The organism is Acidobacteriota bacterium, from assembly GCA_016716905.1.
Taxonomy (GTDB): Bacteria; Acidobacteriota; Vicinamibacteria; order Vicinamibacterales; family SCN-69-37; genus SYFT01.
In genome coordinates this window covers 1,643,528-1,664,682 of record JADJUS010000004.1, presented here as the reverse complement: position 1 = coordinate 1,664,682, position 21,155 = coordinate 1,643,528, and the positions used below count along the sequence as shown (strand labels likewise).

Genomic DNA, 21,155 nt, shown 5'->3' with positions numbered 1-21,155 from the left:
CGCGCCGATAGTTGTAAGACTCGACGCGATTCCGGAAGGCCTCTTCAGTGAAGTTTCCTGAAGAGGTTTTTTTTTGCCTGTGAGGCCCAGTTGATGCAGACCCAGATCGTCCAGACCGTGACCGCCCGCGATATGCGGACGCTGCGCCTGGGCCGCGATGCGGCCACCGACGCCGATCTGGTCGAACTGCGCCTGGACGGGGTCGTCGACCTGGATGTAGCCGGGGCCCTGCGCGATCGGGCGCAAAAGGTGATCGTCACGTGCCGGCCGGTGTGGGAAGGCGGGGCGTTTGACGGAGATGAGGCCACCAGGCACCGCATCATCAACGAGGCGGTGGCGCTCGGTGCGGAGTTTGTGGACGTGGAACGGCGGGCGGAGTGGCGGCCGGCCCGGAGTGGCACGGCGACCCGGTTGGTGTTGTCGGACCATGACTTCGCGGCGGTGCCCACTGATGTCGCCGCGCGCGTCGCCGCCATGCGCCACGAGCGCGCCGACGTCGTCAAGATTGCCGGCACCCCGCAGTCGGCTGCCGAGTGCCTGACGATGCGAGATGCCGCGGGCGGCCATCCGGCAACGGTCGTGATCGGTATGGGCGGGTTCGGCCGCATCACACGCGCACTGCCCGCGCATTTCGGTTCATGTTGGACCTATGGCGGGACTGCGGCTCCGGGGCAGTACTCGGTCTCTGATCTGGTCCGGCAGTTTCGAGTCAGGCAACTGACCGGCGCCACGGAGATCTATGCCGTGACGGGGCGGCCCCTCGAACATTCCGCGTCGCCTGCGATGCACAACTCGGCGTTCCAGGCCATGGGGCGAGATGCGGTCTACGTTCCGTTGCAGGCCGCAAGCGTCGAGGACGCGGCCGTGGTGGCAAACGCGCTGGGCATCCGAGGCATGAGCGTCACGGCGCCGTTCAAGCGCGGCTGGGACGTGACACTTGATGACGAGGCGTCTCGCGCCCTGGGTGCCGTGAATACACTGAAAGCCCATGAAAGGCACTGGTTGGGCCGCAACGTTGATGGCGAGGGTTTTCTTGACGCGTGCGATCGCCGTCGCATCGATCTGAACGGCGGGCGCGCGCTGGTGATCGGCGCCGGCGGAGCGGCCCGCGCGGTGGGGCGCGCGCTGATCGGGCGCGGGAGTGTGGTGGCCATCTGCGCGCGCCGCGCTGGTGCGGCGGCGGAGTTGGCGTCCGCGATCGGCGCGACGCCCCTCCCCTGGCCGGCAGAGGGAGACTGGGACCTGATCGTGAATGCCACACCCGTGGGCACGTGGCCTGACCTGGCAGCCAATCCGCTCGCCGGCGCGACGGCACGGGCGGCGGTGGTGTACGACCTGGTCTACAACCCCGAAGACACGGCCCTCCTGCAGGCATCGCGCGCGGCGGGCGCCCAGGTCATTGGTGGACTCGAAATGCTGGCCGGCCAGGCGGCCCGTCAGTGCGCGTGGTGGACGGGGCAGGCCCCGCCCGTGACGCTGATGGCCGACGCGGCCCGGGCGTGGATTGCGGCTGACAACCCTTCAAGGTGAGTGATGAAACAGACATCGTTTGAGGCATTTGTGGAGTTGGCGCAGCGCGGCACGTTTGTGCCCGTGTGGCGCGAGATTATGGCCGACCTGCTCACGCCGGTTTCGGCCTTTCTGAAAATCGCCGAGCACTCGGACTATGCGTTCCTGCTTGAAAGCGTGGAAGGCGGAGAACACGTCGGACGGTATTCGTTTCTCGGCAAAGACCCTTTCCTGGTGGTGCGCGGCCGAGCGGGGCAGACAACGATCGAACAGGCGGGTGCCACCGTCACACGCGACGAGCCGCTTGTGGCGACGCTGCGGGAGTTGATGGCGGAGTTTTCGTCGCCAAAGGTGGCCGACCTGCCGCGTTTTACGGGCGGAGCGGTGGGCTACTTCGACTACGACACCGCAGAGTGGTTCGAGCCGAGCGTGGCACGGCCCGCACAGGCCGAAGACCCCGACCGCGACGCGGCAGGGTTCATGGTGTTCGACACGGTGCTGGCCTTCGACCACGTGAAACACCGCATCCTGGCAATCTCGAATGCCCGGGTGCGGCCGGGCGAAGACCTGCGGTCGCTCTACGACTTCGCGGTCGCGAAGATCGACTTTCTCGAACGTGAACTCGATCGCAACCTCTCGCGTGGCGCGCGGCGCGAGGGGGCACCGCTCGCGCTCGAAGCCAACCAGACACAGGCGGCCTTCGAAGCGTCCGTGCGGACGATTCAGGAGCACATCGCTGCCGGCGACGTGTACCAGGCGGTGATCTCGCAGCGCTTTGACGCGCGCACAAGCGCGTCACCGTTTGACGTGTATCGTGCGCTGCGGCACGTCAACCCGTCGCCCTACATGTTCTTCATTCGCATGGGCGGGCAGTCGATCATCGGCGCCTCACCCGAGATGTTGGTGCGCGTGGAAGGTACCCACGTCGAGACTCACCCGATCGCGGGCACGCGGCGCCGCGGGGCGACGCCGGAAGAAGACCAGTTGCTCGCCGAGGAACTGCGCCGCAGTGAGAAGGAGCGCGCCGAGCATGTGATGCTCGTGGACCTGGGCCGCAACGACCTGGGGCGCGTCTGTCAGGTCGGCAGTGTCCGGGTGCCGCAGTACATGGCGCTTGAGCGCTACTCACACGTGATGCACCTGGTGTCGCGCGTGGATGGCCAACTGGATGCCGGGTGCGATCGGCTCGACGCGTTGGTCGCGACGTTCCCGGCCGGCACGGTGACCGGCGCACCCAAAATCCGCGCGATGCAGATTCTGGGTGGTCTCGAACCGACGCGGCGCGGACTATACGGCGGCGCCGTGGGATATCTGGATTTCGCGGGCAACCTGGACTTTTGCATCGCCATTCGCACCATCGGGATGAGTGATGGCGTGGCGCACGTCCAGGCCGGCGCGGGCATCGTGGCCGATTCGGATCCGGCGGCCGAATATCAGGAGACGCGCGACAAAGCCCGCGCGCTCATCCAGGCCCTGGAAATGGCCGACACAGGTCTGTAGGTCACCCACATGGTGTTGCTGCTCGACAACTACGACTCGTTCACGTGGAACCTCGCTCACCGCCTGGGGGAACTCGGCGCCGAAGTGGAGGTGGTGCGCAATGACGCCATGACCGTCGATGAGATTGCTGCGCGCCGGCCCACACACCTCGTGATCTCGCCGGGGCCGGGGCGGCCCGAGGCCGCAGGTATCTCGGTGGACGCGTTGCGACGATTCGCGGGACAGATGCCGGTGCTGGGCGTGTGCCTTGGGCACCAGGCGCTCTCCACGGCCTTTGGTGGCCGCGTGGAGCGCGCCGGTGCGCCGATGCACGGCAAGACGTCCATGGTGCAACACGATGGCCACGGTGTGTTTGCCGGCATGGCGTCGCCGTTCGAAGCGGGCCGTTATCACTCGCTCGTGGTGCCAAAAGACGGTGTGCCGCCTGGGTTCGTCGTGTCGGCGTGGGTGGAGGGCGAAGACACCGTGATGGGGTTGCGACACGCCTCGTGGCCGGTGCACGGCGTGCAGTTTCACCCCGAGTCGGTGCTCACGCCGGCCGGGCATCAGCTGCTCCGAAACTTCCTGGAGGATCGCTAATGTTTGTGGACCTGCTCGAAAAGTTGCGCCGGCATGAAGACCTGACGCCCGATGAGGCCGCGCGTGCGATGGACGTGATCATGTCCGGGCAGGCGCAGCCGGCGCACATCGCGGGACTTCTGATGGCGCTGGCGCTCAAGGGCGAACGGCCGGCCGAAATGGTGGGGTTCGCCCGCGTCATGCGCGACCGTGCGGTGGCGCTGCCTGCGCCGGTGGGTGCCGTGTTTGACACCTGCGGCACCGGTGGAGACGGTGCGCACACGTTCAACGTCTCGACGGCCGCGGCCGTGGTGCTGGCGTCATGCGGCGTGCGCGTCGCGAAACACGGAAACCGCGCGGTGTCGAGCCGCTGCGGCTCCGCCGATGTCTTCGAAGCGCTTGGCGTCTCTCTCGAAGCCTCGCCCGATCGTGTGGTTGAAACGCTCGTCACTGTCGGGCTCGCGTTCTTCTTTGCACCGGCCTGGCATCCGTCGATGAAACACGCCGGACCCACTCGGCGGGAGTTGGGCGTTCGTACGGCGTTCAACCTGCTGGGGCCGCTGACCAATCCCGCCGGTGCCCAGCGTCAGTTGGTGGGTGTCTCGCGTCCCGAACACACCGAACTGATGGCCCGAACGCTCGGACACCTCGGGGCCGAGCGCGCCTGGGTGGTGCATGGAGCCGACGGGCTGGACGAACTCTCCACCACCGGCTTCACGAAGGTGTCGGAATATCGTCGCGGCATGGTCCACACGTTCTACCTGCACCCGGCTGACGTCGGCCTGCCTGTGGCTGACAAGGCCGCGCTCGCCGGGGGAACCGCGGCAGAAAGCGCGACGATGATCGAAGACCTGTGTGCGGGTGCCACCGGGCCGCGTCGAGACATCGTGTGCCTGAATGCCGGGGCCGGGCTGCTGATTGCGGGCATCGCGTCCTCTGTGCAGGAGGGCATCGCCATTGCCGGCGAGGCGCTCAGCTCGGGGCAGTCGGCCCGCACACTCGTCGCGCTGCGAGAGGCGTACGCGCGATGAGCCAGGAGATCAGTGGCGTGCTTGGCGCGATCACTGCCGCGGCGAGGCGCGCGGCCGACGTGCGCGAGCGCAGTGGCGGCCAGGCCGTCGAGGCGGCTGCGGCCACGTGCCACCCCCGCGGCGCCGAGTTTCGCGCGCGCCTTCAGTCACCGCGGGTCTGCGTGATTGCCGAATGCAAACGCCGGTCGCCCTCGCGCGGCATCCTTCGTGATCCGTATGCTCCGGCGTCGATTGCCCATGGCTACGCCGCCGCCGGCGCCGCGGCGATCTCCGTGATTACCGAGAACACCTTCTTCGACGGATCGCTTGAACATCTGTCCGAGGTGCGGCAACGTGTGGAGATTCCCGTGCTCCGCAAGGACTTCATCTCAACGCCGTTTCAGATTCTCGAGGCGCGTGCGGCCGGCGCCGACGCCATCCTCCTCATCGTCGCCGCGCTCGACCGGGCGAGCCTGAATGCGCTGCTGACCGAGGCGACGCGGCAGGGGCTGGCGGCGCTGGTCGAAGTGCATTCGATACCGGAGGTGGCGGACGCGCTGGCGGCTGGTGCGACCCTGATCGGCGTCAACAGTCGCAATCTCAAGACCCTGAACGTCGATGTGCGAGTCTTCGACGAGGTGCGCCGCGAGATTCCCGATGGCGTGGTGGCTGTGGCTGAAAGTGGGCTGCGGTCGGCGGAAGACGTGCGGCGCCTGAGGGCATCGGGGTACGACGCGTTTCTTATCGGAGAGCACTTCATGACCGCGCCAGATCCTGGCCAGGCCCTCGCCGCGCTGATCGCTGCGTCTGAAGGGGTGGCGTGATGGCTGGCGAGATCCGCGTGAAGATCTGCGGCCTCACCCGCGAGGCTGACGTCGCCGCTGCCGTCGCCGCCGGCGTGTGGGCTGTCGGATTCGTCTGCTGGCCGGCGAGTCCCCGTGCGGTGACACGCGAACAGTTGCGCACGCTGACGGCAGGAGTTCCCAGCAGTGTTCGCCGGGTCGCGGTGGTTGTTGATCCGTCGGTGGAAGACGTTGTGCTGTTGCGCGATGAGGCCAGCCTCAGCACCGTACAACTGCATGGCGATGAGGACCCGCTCCGATTCCTGTCGCTGGGGCTCGATGTGATCAAGGCCGTGTCGCTCGACAGCGACGCAGCAGTCGAGCACGCGGCGGCGTTGCCGGAGGAAGTCATCGTCCTCGTGGACGCGTACGATCCCGCGCGTCGCGGCGGCACGGGCGAACGCGCCAACTGGGAGCGGGCTGCTGAGCTTGCCGCGCGCCGCCCGATCATTCTTGCGGGCGGTGTGCGGCCCGACAACATCAGGCAGGCGATCGCGCAGGTCAGCCCGTGGGCCGTCGACGTGTCGTCAGGTGTGGAATCCTCGCCTGGTATCAAAGACGTGGCACTGATCCGGGCATTGGTTGCCAGTGCCGACTGAAAGAGCCTTCATGCCTTCAAGCCTTCATGTGATCCCATCCCCATCGTTCGGCAAACGCGATCCCGATAGCCGGGGATACTTCGGCGAGTTCGGCGGCCGTTTCATCCCAGAGACGTTGGTAGCCCCGGTCGAGTCACTGACGTCGGCCTACTTCGAGGCCCGCCGTGATCCGGAGTTCGTCGCCGAGCTCGAGCATCTGCTGGCGACGTTCGTCGGCAGGCCGACGCCGCTCTATGAGGCGCGGAACGCGACGGCCGGCACTGGTGTGCGCCTGTTCCTGAAGCGCGAAGATCTGGCGCATACCGGCGCGCACAAGATCAACAACGCCATCGGACAGGCCCTGCTGGCCCGGCGGATGGGCAAGACGCGCGTGGTCGCCGAAACCGGCGCGGGCCAACACGGTGTGGCAACGGCCACCGCGTGCGCGCTCCTCGGCCTGGAGTGTGTCGTCTACATGGGCGCACAGGATATGGCGCGACAGGCGCTGAACGTGTTCCGGATGCAGATGCTGGGCGCCACGGTGACGTCTGTGGACGCCGGGAGCCAGACGCTCAAGGACGCGATCAACGAAGCCATGCGCGATTGGGTGGCCAACGTGGCCAACACCTCGTACGTGCTGGGCTCCGTGCTGGGGCCGCACCCGTATCCGCTGATGGTCCGGGAGTTCCAGTCCGTGATTGGCGCGGAAGCGCGCGCACAGATACTTGACGCCGCCGGACGGCTGCCTGACATGGTGGTGGCATGTGTCGGCGGTGGCAGCAACGCGATGGGCATCTTCGACGCATTCATCGGTGACCCGGGCGTGCAGTTGCTCGGCGTCGAGGCCGGAGGCCGTGCGATTGCCGATGGCGAACATGCGGCACGGTTTGCCGGCGGGGCACCCGGCGTACTGCACGGCACGCGCAGCCTGCTCCTGCAGGATGCACACGGCAACGTGCTGCCCACGCACTCGATTTCCGCCGGACTCGACTACCCCTCAGTGGGGCCCGAGCACGCCTGGCTCGCGTCCACCGGCCGCACGCGTTACGACTGGATCGACGATGACGCGGCGCTTGACGGGTTTGGATGGCTCGCGCGCCTGGAAGGCATCCTGCCGGCGCTGGAGTCCTCACATGCGATCGCCTGGATACAGAGGAACCTGCACACATTCAAGGCGGGCGACGTCGTGTTGGTGAACTTATCAGGCCGTGGAGACAAGGATGTGGACTCCATCCGCGCGCGTCTTGCGTCGGCCGCCACCGGGAGGCTGGCATGAGCCGACTTGAAGCCGCATTCGCCCGTCTTCGGGACCCACTCGCGAAGAACGGGGAACCCGGACTTGTGGCCTACATCACGGCCGGTGACCCGGACTTCGACACCTCGTGCGACATCGTGCGCGCGATCGCGCGAGGGGGCGCGGACGTCATCGAAATTGGAGTGCCGTTTTCCGATCCCATCGCGGACGGGCCGGTGATTCAGCGGGCGTCGGAGCGCGCGCTCGCGGCAGGCGGGTCGCTTGCGTCGGCCCTCGAACTGGTGCGGTGCGTCAGGGCCGACATCGACACGCCCATCGTCCTTTTCACCTACGTCAATCCGGTGCTTCGCATGGGCACCGGCGCGTTTGTGGCCGCAGCAGCTGAGGCTGGAGTGGACGGCGCCTTGATGCTGGACTTGCCGATCGAGGAGTCTGATGAGATGCACGACGCGCTCAATCGTGCCGGGCTGGACCAGATATTCCTTATCAGTCCGACCACTGCCGAGCCCCGGCTGCGCCGTGCCGCAGAGCTCGGGCGCGGCTTTTTGTATGCCATCTCGCGGCTGGGAGTCACAGGCACCAGTGACGCGGTGTCGCATACGGCGCGGCCGGTCGTGGACGCGATTCGAGCCGTCACGGACATGCCGGTGGCGCTGGGGTTCGGAATCGGCCGGCCCGAACACGTGCGCGAGGCGTGTGAGTATGCCGATGCCGCAGTGGTGGGCAGCGCACTGGTGCAGATCATTGCCGACGCGGGTGCCGGCCAGGCGCCGGCCGACGCCGAACGGTTCGTGGGCTGGCTCAAGGGTAGAATGCCATGAAGGTTGTGGTGCCAAAGGCAGAGGTAGAGGACATGGTTGTTGTCATGAAGGAAGGGGCCACCGAAGCGCAGGTGGAAGCCGTCGTGGCGCAGCTGCATGAAATGGGCTTTGACGTTCACCGCGCGGCAGGTGCCAACCGCACCGTGATTGGCGCCGTGGGCGCGGGACACGGGGACCCGGCGCTCATCGGTGTGCGCGACGGCGTGCACGAAGTGTTGCGCATCAGCGAGCCGTACAAATTGGCGAGCCGGTCGTTCCAGCGCGAGAACACGGTGATCACGATCGGTGACGTCCGCATTGGCGGCGACGAAGTGGTGGTCATGGCCGGTCCCTGCTCGGCGGAATCGCCCGAGCAGGTGGAGGCCACGGCGGTGGCCGTCAAACGCGCCGGCGCGAAGGTGTTCCGCGGTGGCGCGTTCAAGCCACGCAGTTCGCCCTACAGTTTCCAGGGCCTGGGCGAGACGGGCCTGCGCATGCTCCGCGAAGCGGCCGATCGGCACGACCTCAAGCTCATCACCGAGGTGATGGAGATTGCGCAAATCCCGCTGGTTGAGCAGTTCGCGCACATCCTGCAGGTGGGCGCGCGCAACATGCAGAACTACTCGCTGCTGCGCGAGTTGGGTCGGGTGCGCACACCGGTGCTGCTCAAACGTGGCATGTCGGCCACGATCGAAGAGTGGCTGATGTCGGCTGAGTACATCCTCTCGGGCGGCAACATGAACGTGATGCTGTGTGAGCGGGGCATTCGTACGTTCGAAAGCTACACGCGCAACACGCTGGATATTTCCGCGATTCCGGTGGTGCAGCAGTTGAGCCACCTGCCCGTGATTTCAGATCCGAGCCATGGCACTGGTCGTCGCGACAAGGTGGCGGCGATGGCGCGGGCATCAGTGGCGGCCGGCGCCGATGGCCTCCTCGTGGAGGTCCACTGCGATCCCGATCACGCGGTCTCCGACGGCGCTCAGTCACTGTTCCCCAAACAGTTCGAGCAGTTGATGGGCGAACTGCGCATCATCGCCCCGGCGATCGGCCGCAGCATCTGCGTGGAACCCGTGGCCCGCAGGGGCTGGGGGCGTTAGCACCGCGTGGATCTTTCTCCCTTCGAGCGGGTCGGGATCATCGGCCTTGGCGCGATTGGCGGTTCGGTAGCGCTGGCGGCCAAGCGGCGCTGGCCATCCGTGAGAATCACCGCGTGTGACCCCGCGCCAATCAGCCACGAAGCGGTCGCGCAGGGACTGGTCGCGGCACTGGTCACGACGCCGGCGGAACTTGCGGCGTGCGACCTCATCATCATTGCGACTCCCATCCCGGCCGTCCCCGGAGTAATCGGCCAGGTGTCTCACGCGTCCCTTGGCGCCCTTGTGGTGGACGCGGCCAGCACCAAACGAATCGTCATGGACGCCGCTGGTGCGTCGCGGCTCGCTTTTGTCGGGGGGCATCCCGTGGTCGCGACCAATGGTGTGGGCCTGGGCGCTGCGCGGGCTGATCTCTTTGACGGCCGCCCCTGGTTGCTGGTGTCGTCAGGTCGCGCCGACGAGGCGCGCGAAGCGATGCTCGCCACGTTTATTGTGGGGCTCGGCGCCAGGCCCGAATGGACCGATGCCGTGACACACGATCGCGTGATGGCGCATGTGAGCCACGCGCCGCACGTGGTGTCGGTGGCTCTCAAGTCCGCGAGAGGTTCATCGCAGCCCGAGTCAACCCCCGAGTTAACCAATGACTGGGACGGGATTGTCGAAACCAATGCCGACTGTATTGCGGATGCGCTCACGGCCCTTGCGGCAAAACTCCCGGAGTCTGCAGAGACACTGATGGGCACTCCGATGGTGCGCGACATTTTGTACCGCGCTGCCACACTCAAGGCACGGAAGTGACGATGGGCCCTTCATGGAGTCCCTCGGCCGAGCGGGTCGCTGGGTCGAACCTCACGGCGTTTGTGAAGTGGCTTGAACCGCGCGAAGGGCGCGAGTTCGGGGACTATGCCTCGCTCCATGCGTGGTCGGTGACCGAACGCGGTGCATTCTGGTCCGCGGTCTGGGATTACTGCCGGGTGGTGGGTTCCAAGGGAAAGACGTGGGTCGCCGACGCGGAAAAAATGCCGGGCGCTCAGTTCTTTCCGGACGCGCGCCTGAACTTTGCTGAAAACCTGTTGCGTCGGCGTGATGACCACCTCGCCCTGGTCGCGGTGACCGAGCCCGGCACCGAGCGGCGCATCACGACCCGTGAGTTGTACGAAGACGTGTCGCGATGTGCCCAGGCGTTGAGGCAGGCCGGTGTGACGAAGGGCGACCGCGTGGCGGCGGTCGTGGCGAACGTGCCCGAGGCCATGGTGGCTGCGCTCGCAGCAGCGTCCATTGGCGCTGTCTGGTCCTCGTGTTCGCCGGACTTTGGTGTGCAGGGTGTGATCGATCGATTCGGCCAGATCGAGCCCAAGGTTCTCATTGCTGTCGGTGAATACCACTACGGCGGCAAACTTCACGACATTCGCTCGCGCCTGAAGGAGATCGTCACCAGGCTGCCGAGCGTGACCACCGTGGTGCAGATCGACGACGGGTGGGAGGCATTTCTCGCGCCCTTCGAGGCGTCGGACATTGCGTTCGAGCAGGTGCCGTTCAACCACCCGCTGTATGTTCTGTATTCATCTGGAACCACCGGCGTGCCCAAGTGCATCGTGCATGGGCACGGTGGCACGTTGTTGCAGCACCTGAAAGAGCATCAGCTGCAGACCGACATCAAGCCTGGTGACCGCGTGTTTTATTTCACCACCTGCGGTTGGATGATGTGGAACTGGCTGATCACGGCGCTCGCGTCGGAGGCCACGCTCGTGCTCTACGACGGGTCGCCGTTTTATCCCGACAGCCGCCGGTTGTTCGACCTGGCTGATGCCACAGGCATCACGTTGTTTGGGACGTCAGCCAAGTTCATCGATGCGGTGCGAAAGAGCGGACTGCGTCCGATCGAGACGCACGAACTCGCGACGGTGCGGACGATCACGTCAACCGGATCGCCGTTGTCGGCTGAGAGTTTCGACTTCGTCTATTCGTCGATCAAGCGGGATGTGCATCTGGCCTCGATCTCCGGGGGCACCGACATCGTCAGCTGCTTTGTGGGCGGCGAGCCGAACGCGCCGGTGTGGCGCGGAGAGATTCAGGTGGCGGCGCTTGGCATGGCGGTGGATGTCTGGAACACAGACGGGCAGCCGCTGCGAAGTGAACCCGGCGAACTCGTGTGCCTGGCCAGTTTTCCGTCGATGCCCGTTGGCTTCTGGAATGACGCCGACGGCGCGAAGTACCACGCCGCCTATTTCGATCGCTTTCCTGGCGTGTGGTGCCATGGTGACTGGGCCGAGCGCACCGTCCACGATGGGTTCATCATCCACGGCCGGTCGGACGCCACGCTGAACCCCGGAGGCGTGCGCATTGGCACGGCCGAAATTTATCGACAGGTGGAGGGCATGCCCGAGGTGGTCGAAAGCCTTGCGGTGGGCCAACACTGGGACGGCGACGAGCGCATCGTCCTCTTCGTGCGCCTGCGGGAAGGGGCGGTGCTGGATGAGGCGCTGCAGAAGCGGATTGCGCTACAGATTCGCGCGAACACCTCGCCGCGCCACGTGCCCGCAAAGATTGTGCAGGTCACGGACCTTCCGCGCACCAAGAGCGGCAAACTGGTGGAACTCGCCGTCAGACACGTGATCCACGGCCGCGAGGTCACCAACCGCGAGGCCCTCGCCAACCCCGAAGCGCTGGAGTTGTTCAGAAACCTGCCGGAGCTGTTGACTTAAGAGCCGCGGCCTTGAGACCCAGGCCGCGCTACGAGGACAGTTCCCCAGTTCCCCAGTTCCTAATTACCTTGAACTTTGATCGTCTGCCTAAGGCTCAGCACGACCTTGGAGCCTTGTTTCATCCGGAAGATGACCTCGAAGCTGCCGCCCCCGCCTGACATGGGGTCGTTCCTGAAGTTGTGGTCGGCCGTGTAGCGGCGGCGGATTTCGCTCTTGCCGGCTTCGTAGGGCTCACAGTCTTCTCCCGATTCCGACTGCGTACCGTCGCCCCAGATCCACTCGATTTTCGGACAGTAGTAGTCCTGGTAGTCGTTGGCGCCCTCGGTCAGTTCGGCCGTGGCCACGATGCGGGCCGGAGGGAAGACGAGGGTAGGGTTTACCCGGAGGGCGGCCTTGGGCCGGCCTTTGCCCTGTTCCGCCCACATGCCGGGCTGGATCAGGAGGATCGATGTACAAACCAGCGCCAGGGCGCCCGTCCGACGGGATATCATGCTCAATCTTCCTCTCACAGTAAGGCTCCAGTCTAGAGCAGTTTTTGGGTGCAGGGATAGCAGAGAGGCGCGGGGAGGCACGTGAACGGAACGCCAGAGTTTGTCGGTGCAGTGACCACGCCGGGTGCGGTTGAGGTCGACATGTTGTTTGTCCCTGTCTTCGACGGCGAGGACAGGCTTGAGGACTTGCCAGGCCTGGATGAGGCGACGCTGGGCGATATCGGACGCGCCCGCGCCGGCGGAGAATTCCGAGGCGGCGCGTACGAGTGCTTCATGACTCGTGTGATGGCGGACGCCTCGTATCGGGCCACCCGAGTGGTACTCGTGGGCGCAGGCCGGCGCAGTGACGTGGATGCCGAACGGTTGCGGCGCGTGGCGGCGGCGTGCAGTTACACCGCGCGATTGCGCTCGGTTCGAAGCGCGGGGTTGGTGGTGCGGGCGGGACTCGATGTGCTTGCGGCCGCCCAGTTCAGCGCCGACGGGTTTTCTGCCTCCGAGTTTGATGGCGGCACCAGAAAGACGGCCGATCGATCGGCCGGCGCGTTTCCGGAACGCGTGGTGATCGTGGCGCCTGGAGCGGACCCGGCTGCGCTCGCTGACGCGGTGTTTCGGGGCCGCACCATCGGGCACTCGGCAAACCTGGCGCGCGCATTGGGGAATGAGCCGGCCAATGTGCTGACGCCGACCGAGTTTGCGAACCGTGTGGCCGAGATGTCGAGTGGCGTTGGGCTGTCGGTTGACGTGCTCGACGAGCATCGCATCCGTGAACTCAAGATGGGCTTGCTGCTGGGCGTGGCGCAGGGGAGTGCCGAGCCACCTCGTCTGGTGGTCATCCGTCACGACCCGCCTGGCGCGCCCGAGACGCCCGTGCTGGGGTTCGTCGGCAAGGGCGTGACGTTTGATACCGGTGGCGTCTCGATCAAGCCGGCCGACGGCATGGAACGGATGAAGCTTGACATGTCTGGTGGTGCGGCGGTGGCCGCGGCCATGCGCGCGTTGGCCGTGCTGAAGGCGCCGCGGCGTGTCGTCGCGGTGATCCCAATGGCCGAAAATGCCGTGGGCGGACGCGCCATCAGGCCCGGTGACGTGCTCGTGGCCGCAAGCGGCACGACGGTGGAAATCATCAACACGGATGCCGAAGGACGGCTGATTCTCGGCGACGCGTTGTGGTACGCGCAGCAACTGGGGGCCACACACCTTGTGGATGCCGCGACACTGACCGGCGCCTGCGTGGTGGCGTTGGGCCGGGCCGCGTCGGGCCTCTTCGGAACGCCTGCGGCATGGACCGATCACGTCAGGAGCGCGGGCCAGCGCGCCGGCGATCGTCTGTGGCCGATGCCCCTGTATGACGACTACCGCGAGATGCTGCGCAGCGATATTGCCGACATCGCGAATTCGGCCGGTCGATGGGCGGGGGCGAACACGGCGGCGATGTTCCTGCAGGAGTTCGTTAAGGATGTGCCGTGGGCGCACATCGACATTGCCGGCACCGCGTGGCTGGACGAGCGGCGTCCCTATCAGCCCAAAGGAGCCACGGGCGCGGCCGTCCGCACGTTCATCGAGCTGGGCCTGACCCCGGTGGGGTAGGGGTGTCGTTCTGGAGCGACGGACTGATGTGCGGCATGTGGCTTGATTCAGGCCGTCGCCTGCGGTTCCACTGAATCAACAGGTAGCCTGCGACGATCCCCAGCGGCACCGCGGCGATGGCAAACACGCCGGCCAGGCTCAACGCGCCGACCAGGACATCCACAACCGTCAGTTCTTCCGTCGCCGGACGGATGATTTCGACGATGAACGGCTTGGGGTCCTGGGGAAGAAACACGGTGATCCCAGTCTAGATCAACGGCCGGTGGCGGCCGCCGTCGTGGTGACCTTCTTCAGCGACGCCTGGTATTTCATGACCGCGTCGGCCAGAGCCTGCGCGATGCGCTGCTTGTACGCGTCGCTCTTGAGCAACGACGCCTCAGGCTTGTTCGTGAGGAAGGAAATTTCCGCGAGCACGCTGGGCATCTGGGCGCCAATCAGCACCACAAACGGCGCCTGCTTCACCCCCAGATCCACGACCGCCTTGTTCTGGGCGCGCATGGCCCGCACCATGTTCGTCTGCACAATCTGCGCGAGCTCGCGCGACTCTTTCATCTTGTTGTGGAGCGTGATCTGCTGCACCAACTGGGGCAGCCGGCCCATCGATGTGCTGCTGCCGGCGTTCTCGCGGGCGGCCACCTCTTCGGCGTCAGCGTTTGTCGCGAAGTTGAGGAAGTAGGTTTCGACGCCCTTCGCCGCCACGCGCCTGGCGGCGTTTGCGTGAATCGAGAGGAAGAGGTCCGCGCCCTCACGATTGGCAATTTCTGTGCGCTCCTCGAGCGGAATGAAGTGATTCGTACGCCGTGTCAGGACGACGTCGATGCCAGGCTGCTTCTTGAGCAGTTTCTCCACTCGCAGCGCGATGTCGAGCACCAGGGCCGATTCCACCAGTCCGTTGGCCTGCGCCCCCGGGTCGTGTCCGCCATGGCCCGGGTCGATGACGATTCGTGAAATGCCAAGCCCGAGCTGCCGCGCGAGCGAATAGTCACCGCCCGACGTGGCTGACGGTGGCGCGGGCGGCAGAATGGGCACCGGCACTGGCACGTTGTTGACCGCGGTGGGTGGCGGCGGTGCAGGCTTTGCGGGTGACACGGTGGGCCCGGCTGCGTTGATCACTGGTGGGTTAGACACCGGCGCGGCCGCAGCAGGTGCGGGCCTCGTCACCAGCGTGCCGCCCTCACCCTCCAGGTCGATCACGATGCGGTACGGGTGGTAGACCCAGAACACGCTGTGCCGCGGCGCGCCGGACAGTTCCATGACCACGCGAACGGTGCGGGCATCCTGGCGTCCCACCCGGGCCGAGGCGACGACCGAACCCGCCAGACCTTCGAGCTGCTGTGCCAGGCCGGCGTCAAACTGGGTGTCGCGCAGGTCGAAGAACAGGCGCTCTGGTCCGGCGATGCGTTCGGGGGCTACCAGCACCTCTCGATCAAATTCAAACGTCAGTCGAGTGCCGTTCGGCAGGGCGCTGCGCGTGACACTCCGAAGCGTTGCGGGCGTTGATGGTGGCGGCGTCGCCACCGGAGGCGCGGTGGCAACCCCCGGCGCTGCTGCGCGGCCTGCGGCCGTTGCGGCCGGTTGTGACAGTGCGCCCAATTGAGCCTGAACCTGCGCAGTCCACTTGCTGGTGGGATACTCGCGGCGTAGCGTGTTGAGGAGTCGTGTGGCCGTGGCCTGGTCCGCCGGCTGCCGAAACCGTTCCCAGGCAAATCGGGCCGTCAGCGCGCCGTTCCACAACGCATCGTCGCTGAAACCGCTGCGAGGGTAACGCAACACCACCTGCTCGTACGCGCTCGTGGCCGCGCGCAAACCGACGACGGTCGGCGACTTGCGAGCGGTGGCTTCGCGGGTCTGGGCGCGCTCGTACAGCACACCAGCCGTCTGGGCATCGGCGGCTGCCGGCGCGCCAAGGCCCACCCACGCAGCCAGCATCAATCCCATCACGCGAGGCGCGAGGGCTGTCACGATGCGGCGTCGGGGCAGTGTGTTCATACTTCTTTCAGCTGCGCGTCCACTTCCTCAAAGTAGTTGGACTCGACGAGGACTTCACGCTTGCCGTTGACGGCGGGCGACACCACGCCGTCCATCTCCATCATGTCCACGAGGCGCGCCGCGCGGCTGAATCCGATGCGCAGACGCCGCTGCAGGTACGAAATCGACGCCTGTCCACTCGAGACGATGATGCGGGCCGCCTCGTCGTACAGATCGTCCTTCTCGAACTCCAGGTGCTGGCTCGTCTTTTCCTCGGCGGTAATCGACGTGTCGTACACGGGCTTGCCCTGTTTGCGCAGGAAGCTGCACACGCGTGCGGTTTCCTGCTCGGAGATGTAGGGGCCGTGCACGCGCACAAACCGCGAGGATGCGGGCGCGAGATACAACATGTCGCCCTTGCCCAGCAGTTGCTCGGCGCCATTGCCGTCCAGAATGGTGCGAGAGTCAATCTTCGACGCCACGCGGAATGCGATGCGCGCCGGCAGGTTGGCTTTGATGAGGCCGGTAATGACGTCTACCGACGGCCGCTGCGTGGCCAGAATCAAGTGGATGCCGACGGCGCGCGCCATCTGCGCCAATCGCGCGATCGACTCTTCCACTTCCTTGCTGGCCACCATCATCAGGTCTGCCAGTTCGTCGATGATGACAACGATGAAGGGGAGGATCTTGAGGGGTTCGCCCGCTTCCTGCTCAGCCTGATCCTTCTGCGACTCCTTCAACTCGGCCAGCATGGCCTTGATGTTCCGGTTGTACTGCTCGATGTTGCGCACACCCGATTTGGCGAGCGTCTTGTATCGCTCTTCCATTTCGCGCACGGCCCAGCGCAGGGCATTGGCGGCCTGTTTCGGATCCACCACCACCGGGGTCATCAGGTGGGGGATGTCCTCATACATGCCCAGCTCAAGTCGCTTGGGGTCGATCATGATGAGGCGCACCTCGTCGGGCGTTGCGCGATACAGGATGCTGGTGAGCATCGCGTTCACGCTGACCGACTTGCCGGCGCCGGTGGAGCCGGCAATCAGCAGGTGCGGCATCGATGCCAGGTCGGTCATCATCGGTTCGCCGTGAATCGTCTTGCCCATCGCCATCGTCAGGCGCGAGGCGGAGCGGGTGTAGCCGTCTGATTCGAGCAACTCACGCAGGGAGATCGGTTCACGCGTGGTGTTCGGGATCTGGATGCCGACGGTGGACTTGCCGGGGATGCGATCGATGAGGATCGACTCGGCGCGCATTGCCAGACACAGGTCTTCGGCAAGACTGGTGATGCGGTTGTACTTGACGCCCGCGTCGGGCTTGAATTCAAAGGTGGTCACCACCGGGCCGGGGTGAATCTGCACGACGGTGCCTTCCACAGAAAATTCCCGGCACTTGTCTTCGAGCAGCCGCGCCGATTCCATCAGCTCTCGCTCGTCGAACTTCTGCGCCGCCTTCGCGCTATCGAGCAGCGTCAGCGGCGGCATCACGTATTCGCCCTTGCGTCGCTCGGGCAGCGGCCGCACTTCGCGGTTCTCAAGCGGCAGGCTGGGCGTAGTCGGCTGAGCCCGCTTGATCGCGGGCGGCTTCGCGGCTGGACGACCGCCAAGACCCGGTGCGACGAGGAGTTCCTCTTCATCCTCGGCCGCGCCACGGGACGTTTGCCGCGCGGCCTTCAGCACCGCCGCTGATTCAGCCGCTTTGATGGCAATCTCGGGCGCCTTGTCACGCCCGGCCTGCTTCACGTGTTTGTCGACAATCTGCTGCCGTTCCTTCACGCGACGACGTTCGGCTTGCCGAGCCTGAAAGCCGGCCCAGAGTCCCGTGGAGCGTTCGCGCACGGCACCGGCCGCGGCTTCAGACGCGCGACCAAACGAAAACTGCGTGGCGAGGATGACTGACAGCGCCATGAGCGCCATCAGCAACACGACGGCTCCGGTGCGCGCAAGATACGCGACCAGGGTTGACGACAGAAGTTCTCCGACGACGCCGCCGCCGGCGAAGGGGCGGGGCGTAGCCCCGAACACATCGAACGCGAGTGAGAGAAGGGCCGCGGTGCACAGGAAGAAGAGGCCGCCACCCACGAGCTTCGTGTACGCGGCGTCGATCTTGTGACACCAGAACGCGCGCCAGCCCACGATGCACAGCGCCGCGGGAATCAGGTACGCCGCGTAGCCGAGCAGCTGGAATGAGAGTTCCGCGACGAACGCGCCGATGCGGCCGGCGAAGTTCACCGCATCGGTGCCCGTGCCGTTGTTGAAGAACCAGGTCGGGTCGGTGGGGGTGTAACTCATCAAGGCGATGAGCCAGATGATCATCACCGCGAAGAGGGCCACCCCCGTGATTTCGCTTACGCGTCGAGAACCTGCAGTATCAGCCAAGAGTAGCGCTCCTCACATCTCCATCACGACCGGCAGCACCATGGGGCGCCGGCCGGCTCGCCTGCGGAACATCCGCTGCACTTCGAGCCGAATGCGTTCTTTCACCAGACCCGGGTCGGTGCGTTCGTCACGTGGCGCTTCGCCCAGAGCCGACGTGAGCAGTGCCGGAGCGTCCCGCAGCAGGTCGTCCAACCGGGGATCGGTGGCCATGCCACGCGCAATGACCTCGGGGGCGCGTTCAAGCGCCCCGGTCTGGCCGTTGATGGCAACCACCGCCACAATCAATCCGTCGCCGGCGAGGTGGCGACGGTCGCGCAGCACCTCGTCGCCCACTTCGCCCATCCGGGTGCCATCCACAAGGACCCGCCCGGTCTGAATCCGCCCCACGACTTTCGCTTCGGTCCCATCAAAGCGCAGGACATCGCCGTCCTCCAGCATCTGCACCGAGGTCGCCGGGCACACCGCCCTGGCCAGGCGGGCGTGCTGGGCGAGTTGCCGGTACTCTCCATGTATCGGCACGAAAACCCGGGGCTGCACCAGGGAAAGCACCAGTTTCAGCTCTTCGGCGGACCCGTGGCCGGAAACGTGCACGTGTTTCATGCCGTCGGTGATGATTTCGGCGCCGCGCTTCGCCAGGTGGTTCATCACCCGGCCGATGGCTTTTTCGTTGCCCGGAATGGCCCTGGCCGAAAACACCACCACGTCATCGTCTTCAATTTTGACGTGACGATGGTCGTCGATGGCGATGCGGGGCAGCGCGGCCATGGGTTCGCCCTGTGACCCCGTGCAGAGGCAGAGGATGTCCTGCGGATGGTAGTCGCGGACGTCGCTGTCGGCGATTTGAAGCCCGCCCGGCATGCGGAGGGCGCCCAGACGCAGGGCCGTCTCAGAGTTGCGCACCATCCCGCGGCCGACAAACGCCACCTTGCGTTCAAACTGATCGGCCATGTCCACCAGGACCTGCATCCGGAAGATGGACGTGGAGAACGACGCCACGATGATCTTGCCCGGCGCGCTGCTGAAAATTTCCTCGAACCCGGGGATGACATCGCGATCGGAGCCGGTGACGCCCGGGGTGTCGGCGTTGGTGCTGTCGCCAAACAAGGCGAGCACGCCCTGCGCGCCAAGCTCGGCGAGCCGGTGAAGATCGAAGCGCTGTCCATCCAGGGGCGTCTGATCGATCTTGAAGTCGCCCGTGTGGATGATCACGCCCTGTGGCGTGTGGATGGCGAGCGCCATCGCGTCGGGAATGCTGTGGGTGACGCGCAGGAACTCGATCGTGAATGGCCCGATCTCGATGCGCTGTCGTGGCGCGACCGGAATCAGACGGCCCTCGTAGTCCACGCCATGTTCGTCGAGCTTGGGCGTGACCATGGCGAGTGTGAACGGCGACCCGTAGACCGGGCCGTCGAAGTGGGGCATCACATACGGCACGGCGCCGATGTGGTCCTCGTGACCGTGCGTGAGAATGAGGGCCGCGATGCGGCCTTTGTACATGTCGAGCGTTGCAACATCCGGGATCACCAAATCGACCCCGAAGAGTTCAGGCTCTGGAAACATGACACCGGCGTCCACCAGCAGGGCCGTATCCCCGCAGGAGACGAGCATCATGTTCATGCCGAACTCACCGAGGCCCCCGATTGGGATGACCTCGACGGCAGGCGCGCCGACAGCAGTACTCTGAGCCGTCATCATCGACAGCGACCTTCAATCTCTCGCTCGGACACCAGCCCTTTGACGAGCGGAAGCTCGCGCAGAAAAAGGCAGGACCACGACGCGGGTGCGTCGTTCAATCAGTCAATGTGCCCGACCTGTGGGTCGCTGGGAAGACCCGGAAAACAGGCAGGAATACAGGCGGAACTATAACACAGGGGCTCTGCGCGTACAAGGCCGGTTCAGCGCGACGAGCGCACTGAAACAAACAACTCAGTCAGCTTGGCGAACTCCGCCAGTGTCAGCGTTTCGGGCCGGCGCTTACCGTCAATGCCGGCGAGCGCCAGCACGGCCGGTGCGGTCGCGTCGAAGTGCTTGAGGGCATTCGACAGCATCTTTCGCCGTTGCATGAACGCCGTCTTGACCACCTGCTGGAACACGAGTTCGTCGACGATGCGCACGGGACTACGCCGGAAGGTGAGCCGCACGACGCTGGAGCGAACCTTCGGCGGCGGCGAGAACGCCGTTGGGGGCAGGTCGAGTTTGCGTTCAATGTCTGCGTAGATTTGCGCGAAGACACTCAGGACGCCGTAGGCCTTGGTGCTGGGCTTGGCCACCAGCCGATCGGCCACTTCACGCTGCACCATGAGCGTGGCGTCCGTGAAGATGGCGTGCGCCCGCGACAGTTCGATGAGCCGGAACAGGATCGGTGACGAAATGTTGTAGGGCAGATTGCCGACGACACGAAAGCGGCGAGGCGCGACAGGCTCCGTGCCCGTGGAGGGAGGGCGGCTGGGCTGAAGGGCGGTGAGGTACGACACGACGTCGGTCCGCAGGAAGTCGGCGGTGATCAGACTGACGTTCGGCGGCACGCGACCTGCGAGATCGCCCGCCAGGTCACGGTCAATTTCCACGGCCAGGATCGGTGCGCCGGTGGCTGCAAGCGGCATGGTGATCGCGCCCGCCCCTGGGCCGATCTCAAGGAGCACATCCTGTGGCTGGACGTCGATCGTCTTGACCACCTTCGCCGCCCACGCATCCGCCAGGAAGTGCTGGCCAAAACGTTTGCGGGGACGATGGCCGGTGTGGGGACGGATGGGCGCGCGGGTGTTCACTGAGACAGAGTGTACAGCCCGCCGAGTGTCCGCGTTCATGGCGTGCCGATGCGGCTGGCCCCCGGCCTGAACGGATTCATCACGCCGCGCGGCAGGGCCGGGACAGTGGGGC

At 65.7% G+C, this 21,155-nt stretch carries 18 protein-coding genes; 12 read left to right on the top strand and 6 right to left on the bottom strand.

The genetic code is table 11. The annotated features are described in order from the left end of the window. Positions 1-93 precede the first annotated feature (93 nt). Genes IPL75_11410 through IPL75_11360 form a run of 11 tightly spaced genes read left to right on the top strand, consistent with a single transcriptional unit; the run spans position 94 to position 11,854 of the window. The gene (locus tag IPL75_11410) at positions 94-1,530 is read left to right on the top strand and encodes a type I 3-dehydroquinate dehydratase (protein ID MBK9240845.1); all 1,437 of its coding nucleotides are present in this window, start codon (positions 94-96) and stop codon (positions 1,528-1,530) included. 3 nt (positions 1,531-1,533) lie between these two features. Further along, positions 1,534-3,009 carry an anthranilate synthase component I gene (gene trpE / locus IPL75_11405; GenBank protein ID MBK9240844.1) on the top strand — a complete coding sequence of 492 codons (1,476 nt, stop codon included), beginning with the start codon at positions 1,534-1,536 and terminating at the stop codon, positions 3,007-3,009. Positions 3,010-3,018: 9 nt separating this feature from the next. Beyond that, positions 3,019-3,588 (top strand): aminodeoxychorismate/anthranilate synthase component II, encoded by a 570-nt coding sequence (locus tag IPL75_11400; GenBank protein MBK9240843.1) that lies wholly within the window; start codon positions 3,019-3,021, stop codon positions 3,586-3,588. Further along, positions 3,588-4,598, top strand: a complete 1,011-nt coding sequence (gene trpD / locus IPL75_11395) for an anthranilate phosphoribosyltransferase (protein ID MBK9240842.1) — start codon at positions 3,588-3,590, stop codon at positions 4,596-4,598. Before IPL75_11400 ends, trpD begins: the two co-directional genes overlap by 1 nt. Next, positions 4,595-5,401 (top strand): indole-3-glycerol phosphate synthase TrpC, encoded by an 807-nt coding sequence (gene trpC, locus IPL75_11390; protein ID MBK9240841.1) that lies wholly within the window; start codon positions 4,595-4,597, stop codon positions 5,399-5,401. Before trpD ends, trpC begins: the two co-directional genes overlap by 4 nt. Then, complete coding sequence (locus IPL75_11385; GenBank protein ID MBK9240840.1) at positions 5,401-6,018, top strand: phosphoribosylanthranilate isomerase; 618 nt, start codon at positions 5,401-5,403, stop codon at positions 6,016-6,018. The genes trpC and IPL75_11385 overlap by 1 nt, the downstream gene beginning before the upstream one ends. Positions 6,019-6,028: 10 nt before the next feature. After that, on the top strand, positions 6,029-7,273 hold the full coding sequence (trpB, locus tag IPL75_11380; protein ID MBK9240839.1) for a tryptophan synthase subunit beta: 1,245 nt from the start codon (positions 6,029-6,031) through the stop codon (positions 7,271-7,273). Beyond that, complete coding sequence (locus tag IPL75_11375) at positions 7,270-8,073, top strand: tryptophan synthase subunit alpha (GenBank protein ID MBK9240838.1); 804 nt, start codon at positions 7,270-7,272, stop codon at positions 8,071-8,073. Before trpB ends, IPL75_11375 begins: the two co-directional genes overlap by 4 nt. Positions 8,074-8,105: 32 nt before the next feature. Beyond that, positions 8,106-9,152 carry a 3-deoxy-7-phosphoheptulonate synthase gene (gene aroF, locus IPL75_11370; GenBank protein MBK9240837.1) on the top strand — a complete coding sequence of 349 codons (1,047 nt, stop codon included), beginning with the start codon at positions 8,106-8,108 and terminating at the stop codon, positions 9,150-9,152. Positions 9,153-9,158: 6 nt separating this feature from the next. Continuing rightward, positions 9,159-9,947 (top strand): prephenate dehydrogenase/arogenate dehydrogenase family protein, encoded by a 789-nt coding sequence (locus IPL75_11365; GenBank protein MBK9240836.1) that lies wholly within the window; start codon positions 9,159-9,161, stop codon positions 9,945-9,947. A 2-nt stretch (positions 9,948-9,949) separates the two neighbouring features. Beyond that, a complete protein-coding gene (locus IPL75_11360; GenBank protein ID MBK9240835.1) occupies positions 9,950-11,854 on the top strand; it encodes an acetoacetate--CoA ligase in 1,905 nt (634 codons plus the stop codon). A gap of 59 nt (positions 11,855-11,913) precedes the next feature. Here the strand turns inward: IPL75_11360 and IPL75_11355 are convergent, their stop codons facing one another. Beyond that, on the bottom strand, positions 11,914-12,345 hold the full coding sequence (locus tag IPL75_11355) for a hypothetical protein (GenBank protein MBK9240834.1): 432 nt from the start codon (positions 12,343-12,345) through the stop codon (positions 11,914-11,916). A gap of 141 nt (positions 12,346-12,486) precedes the next feature. Between IPL75_11355 and IPL75_11350 the strand changes: the two genes are divergently transcribed. Next, entirely contained in the window at positions 12,487-13,932 is a 1,446-nt protein-coding gene (locus IPL75_11350) for a leucyl aminopeptidase (protein ID MBK9240833.1), read from the top strand. Here IPL75_11350 and IPL75_11345 read toward each other — a convergent pair. From IPL75_11345 to rsmA, 5 genes are all read right to left on the bottom strand, one after another. After that, positions 13,901-14,167, bottom strand: a complete 267-nt coding sequence (locus tag IPL75_11345; GenBank protein ID MBK9240832.1) for a hypothetical protein — start codon at positions 14,165-14,167, stop codon at positions 13,901-13,903. The genes IPL75_11350 and IPL75_11345 overlap by 32 nt on opposite strands. A gap of 17 nt (positions 14,168-14,184) precedes the next feature. Further along, positions 14,185-15,921 (bottom strand): N-acetylmuramoyl-L-alanine amidase, encoded by a 1,737-nt coding sequence (locus IPL75_11340; GenBank protein MBK9240831.1) that lies wholly within the window; start codon positions 15,919-15,921, stop codon positions 14,185-14,187. After that, positions 15,918-18,230 (bottom strand): DNA translocase FtsK, encoded by a 2,313-nt coding sequence (locus IPL75_11335; GenBank protein ID MBK9240830.1) that lies wholly within the window; start codon positions 18,228-18,230, stop codon positions 15,918-15,920. The genes IPL75_11340 and IPL75_11335 overlap by 4 nt, the downstream gene beginning before the upstream one ends. A gap of 57 nt (positions 18,231-18,287) precedes the next feature. Further along, positions 18,288-19,970 carry a ribonuclease J gene (locus IPL75_11330; protein ID MBK9240829.1) on the bottom strand — a complete coding sequence of 561 codons (1,683 nt, stop codon included), beginning with the start codon at positions 19,968-19,970 and terminating at the stop codon, positions 18,288-18,290. A gap of 200 nt (positions 19,971-20,170) precedes the next feature. Continuing rightward, positions 20,171-21,043: a 16S rRNA (adenine(1518)-N(6)/adenine(1519)-N(6))-dimethyltransferase RsmA gene (gene rsmA / locus IPL75_11325; GenBank protein MBK9240828.1), complete on the bottom strand. Its 873-nt coding sequence runs from the start codon at positions 21,041-21,043 to the stop codon at positions 20,171-20,173. Positions 21,044-21,155: the final 112 nt, after the last annotated feature.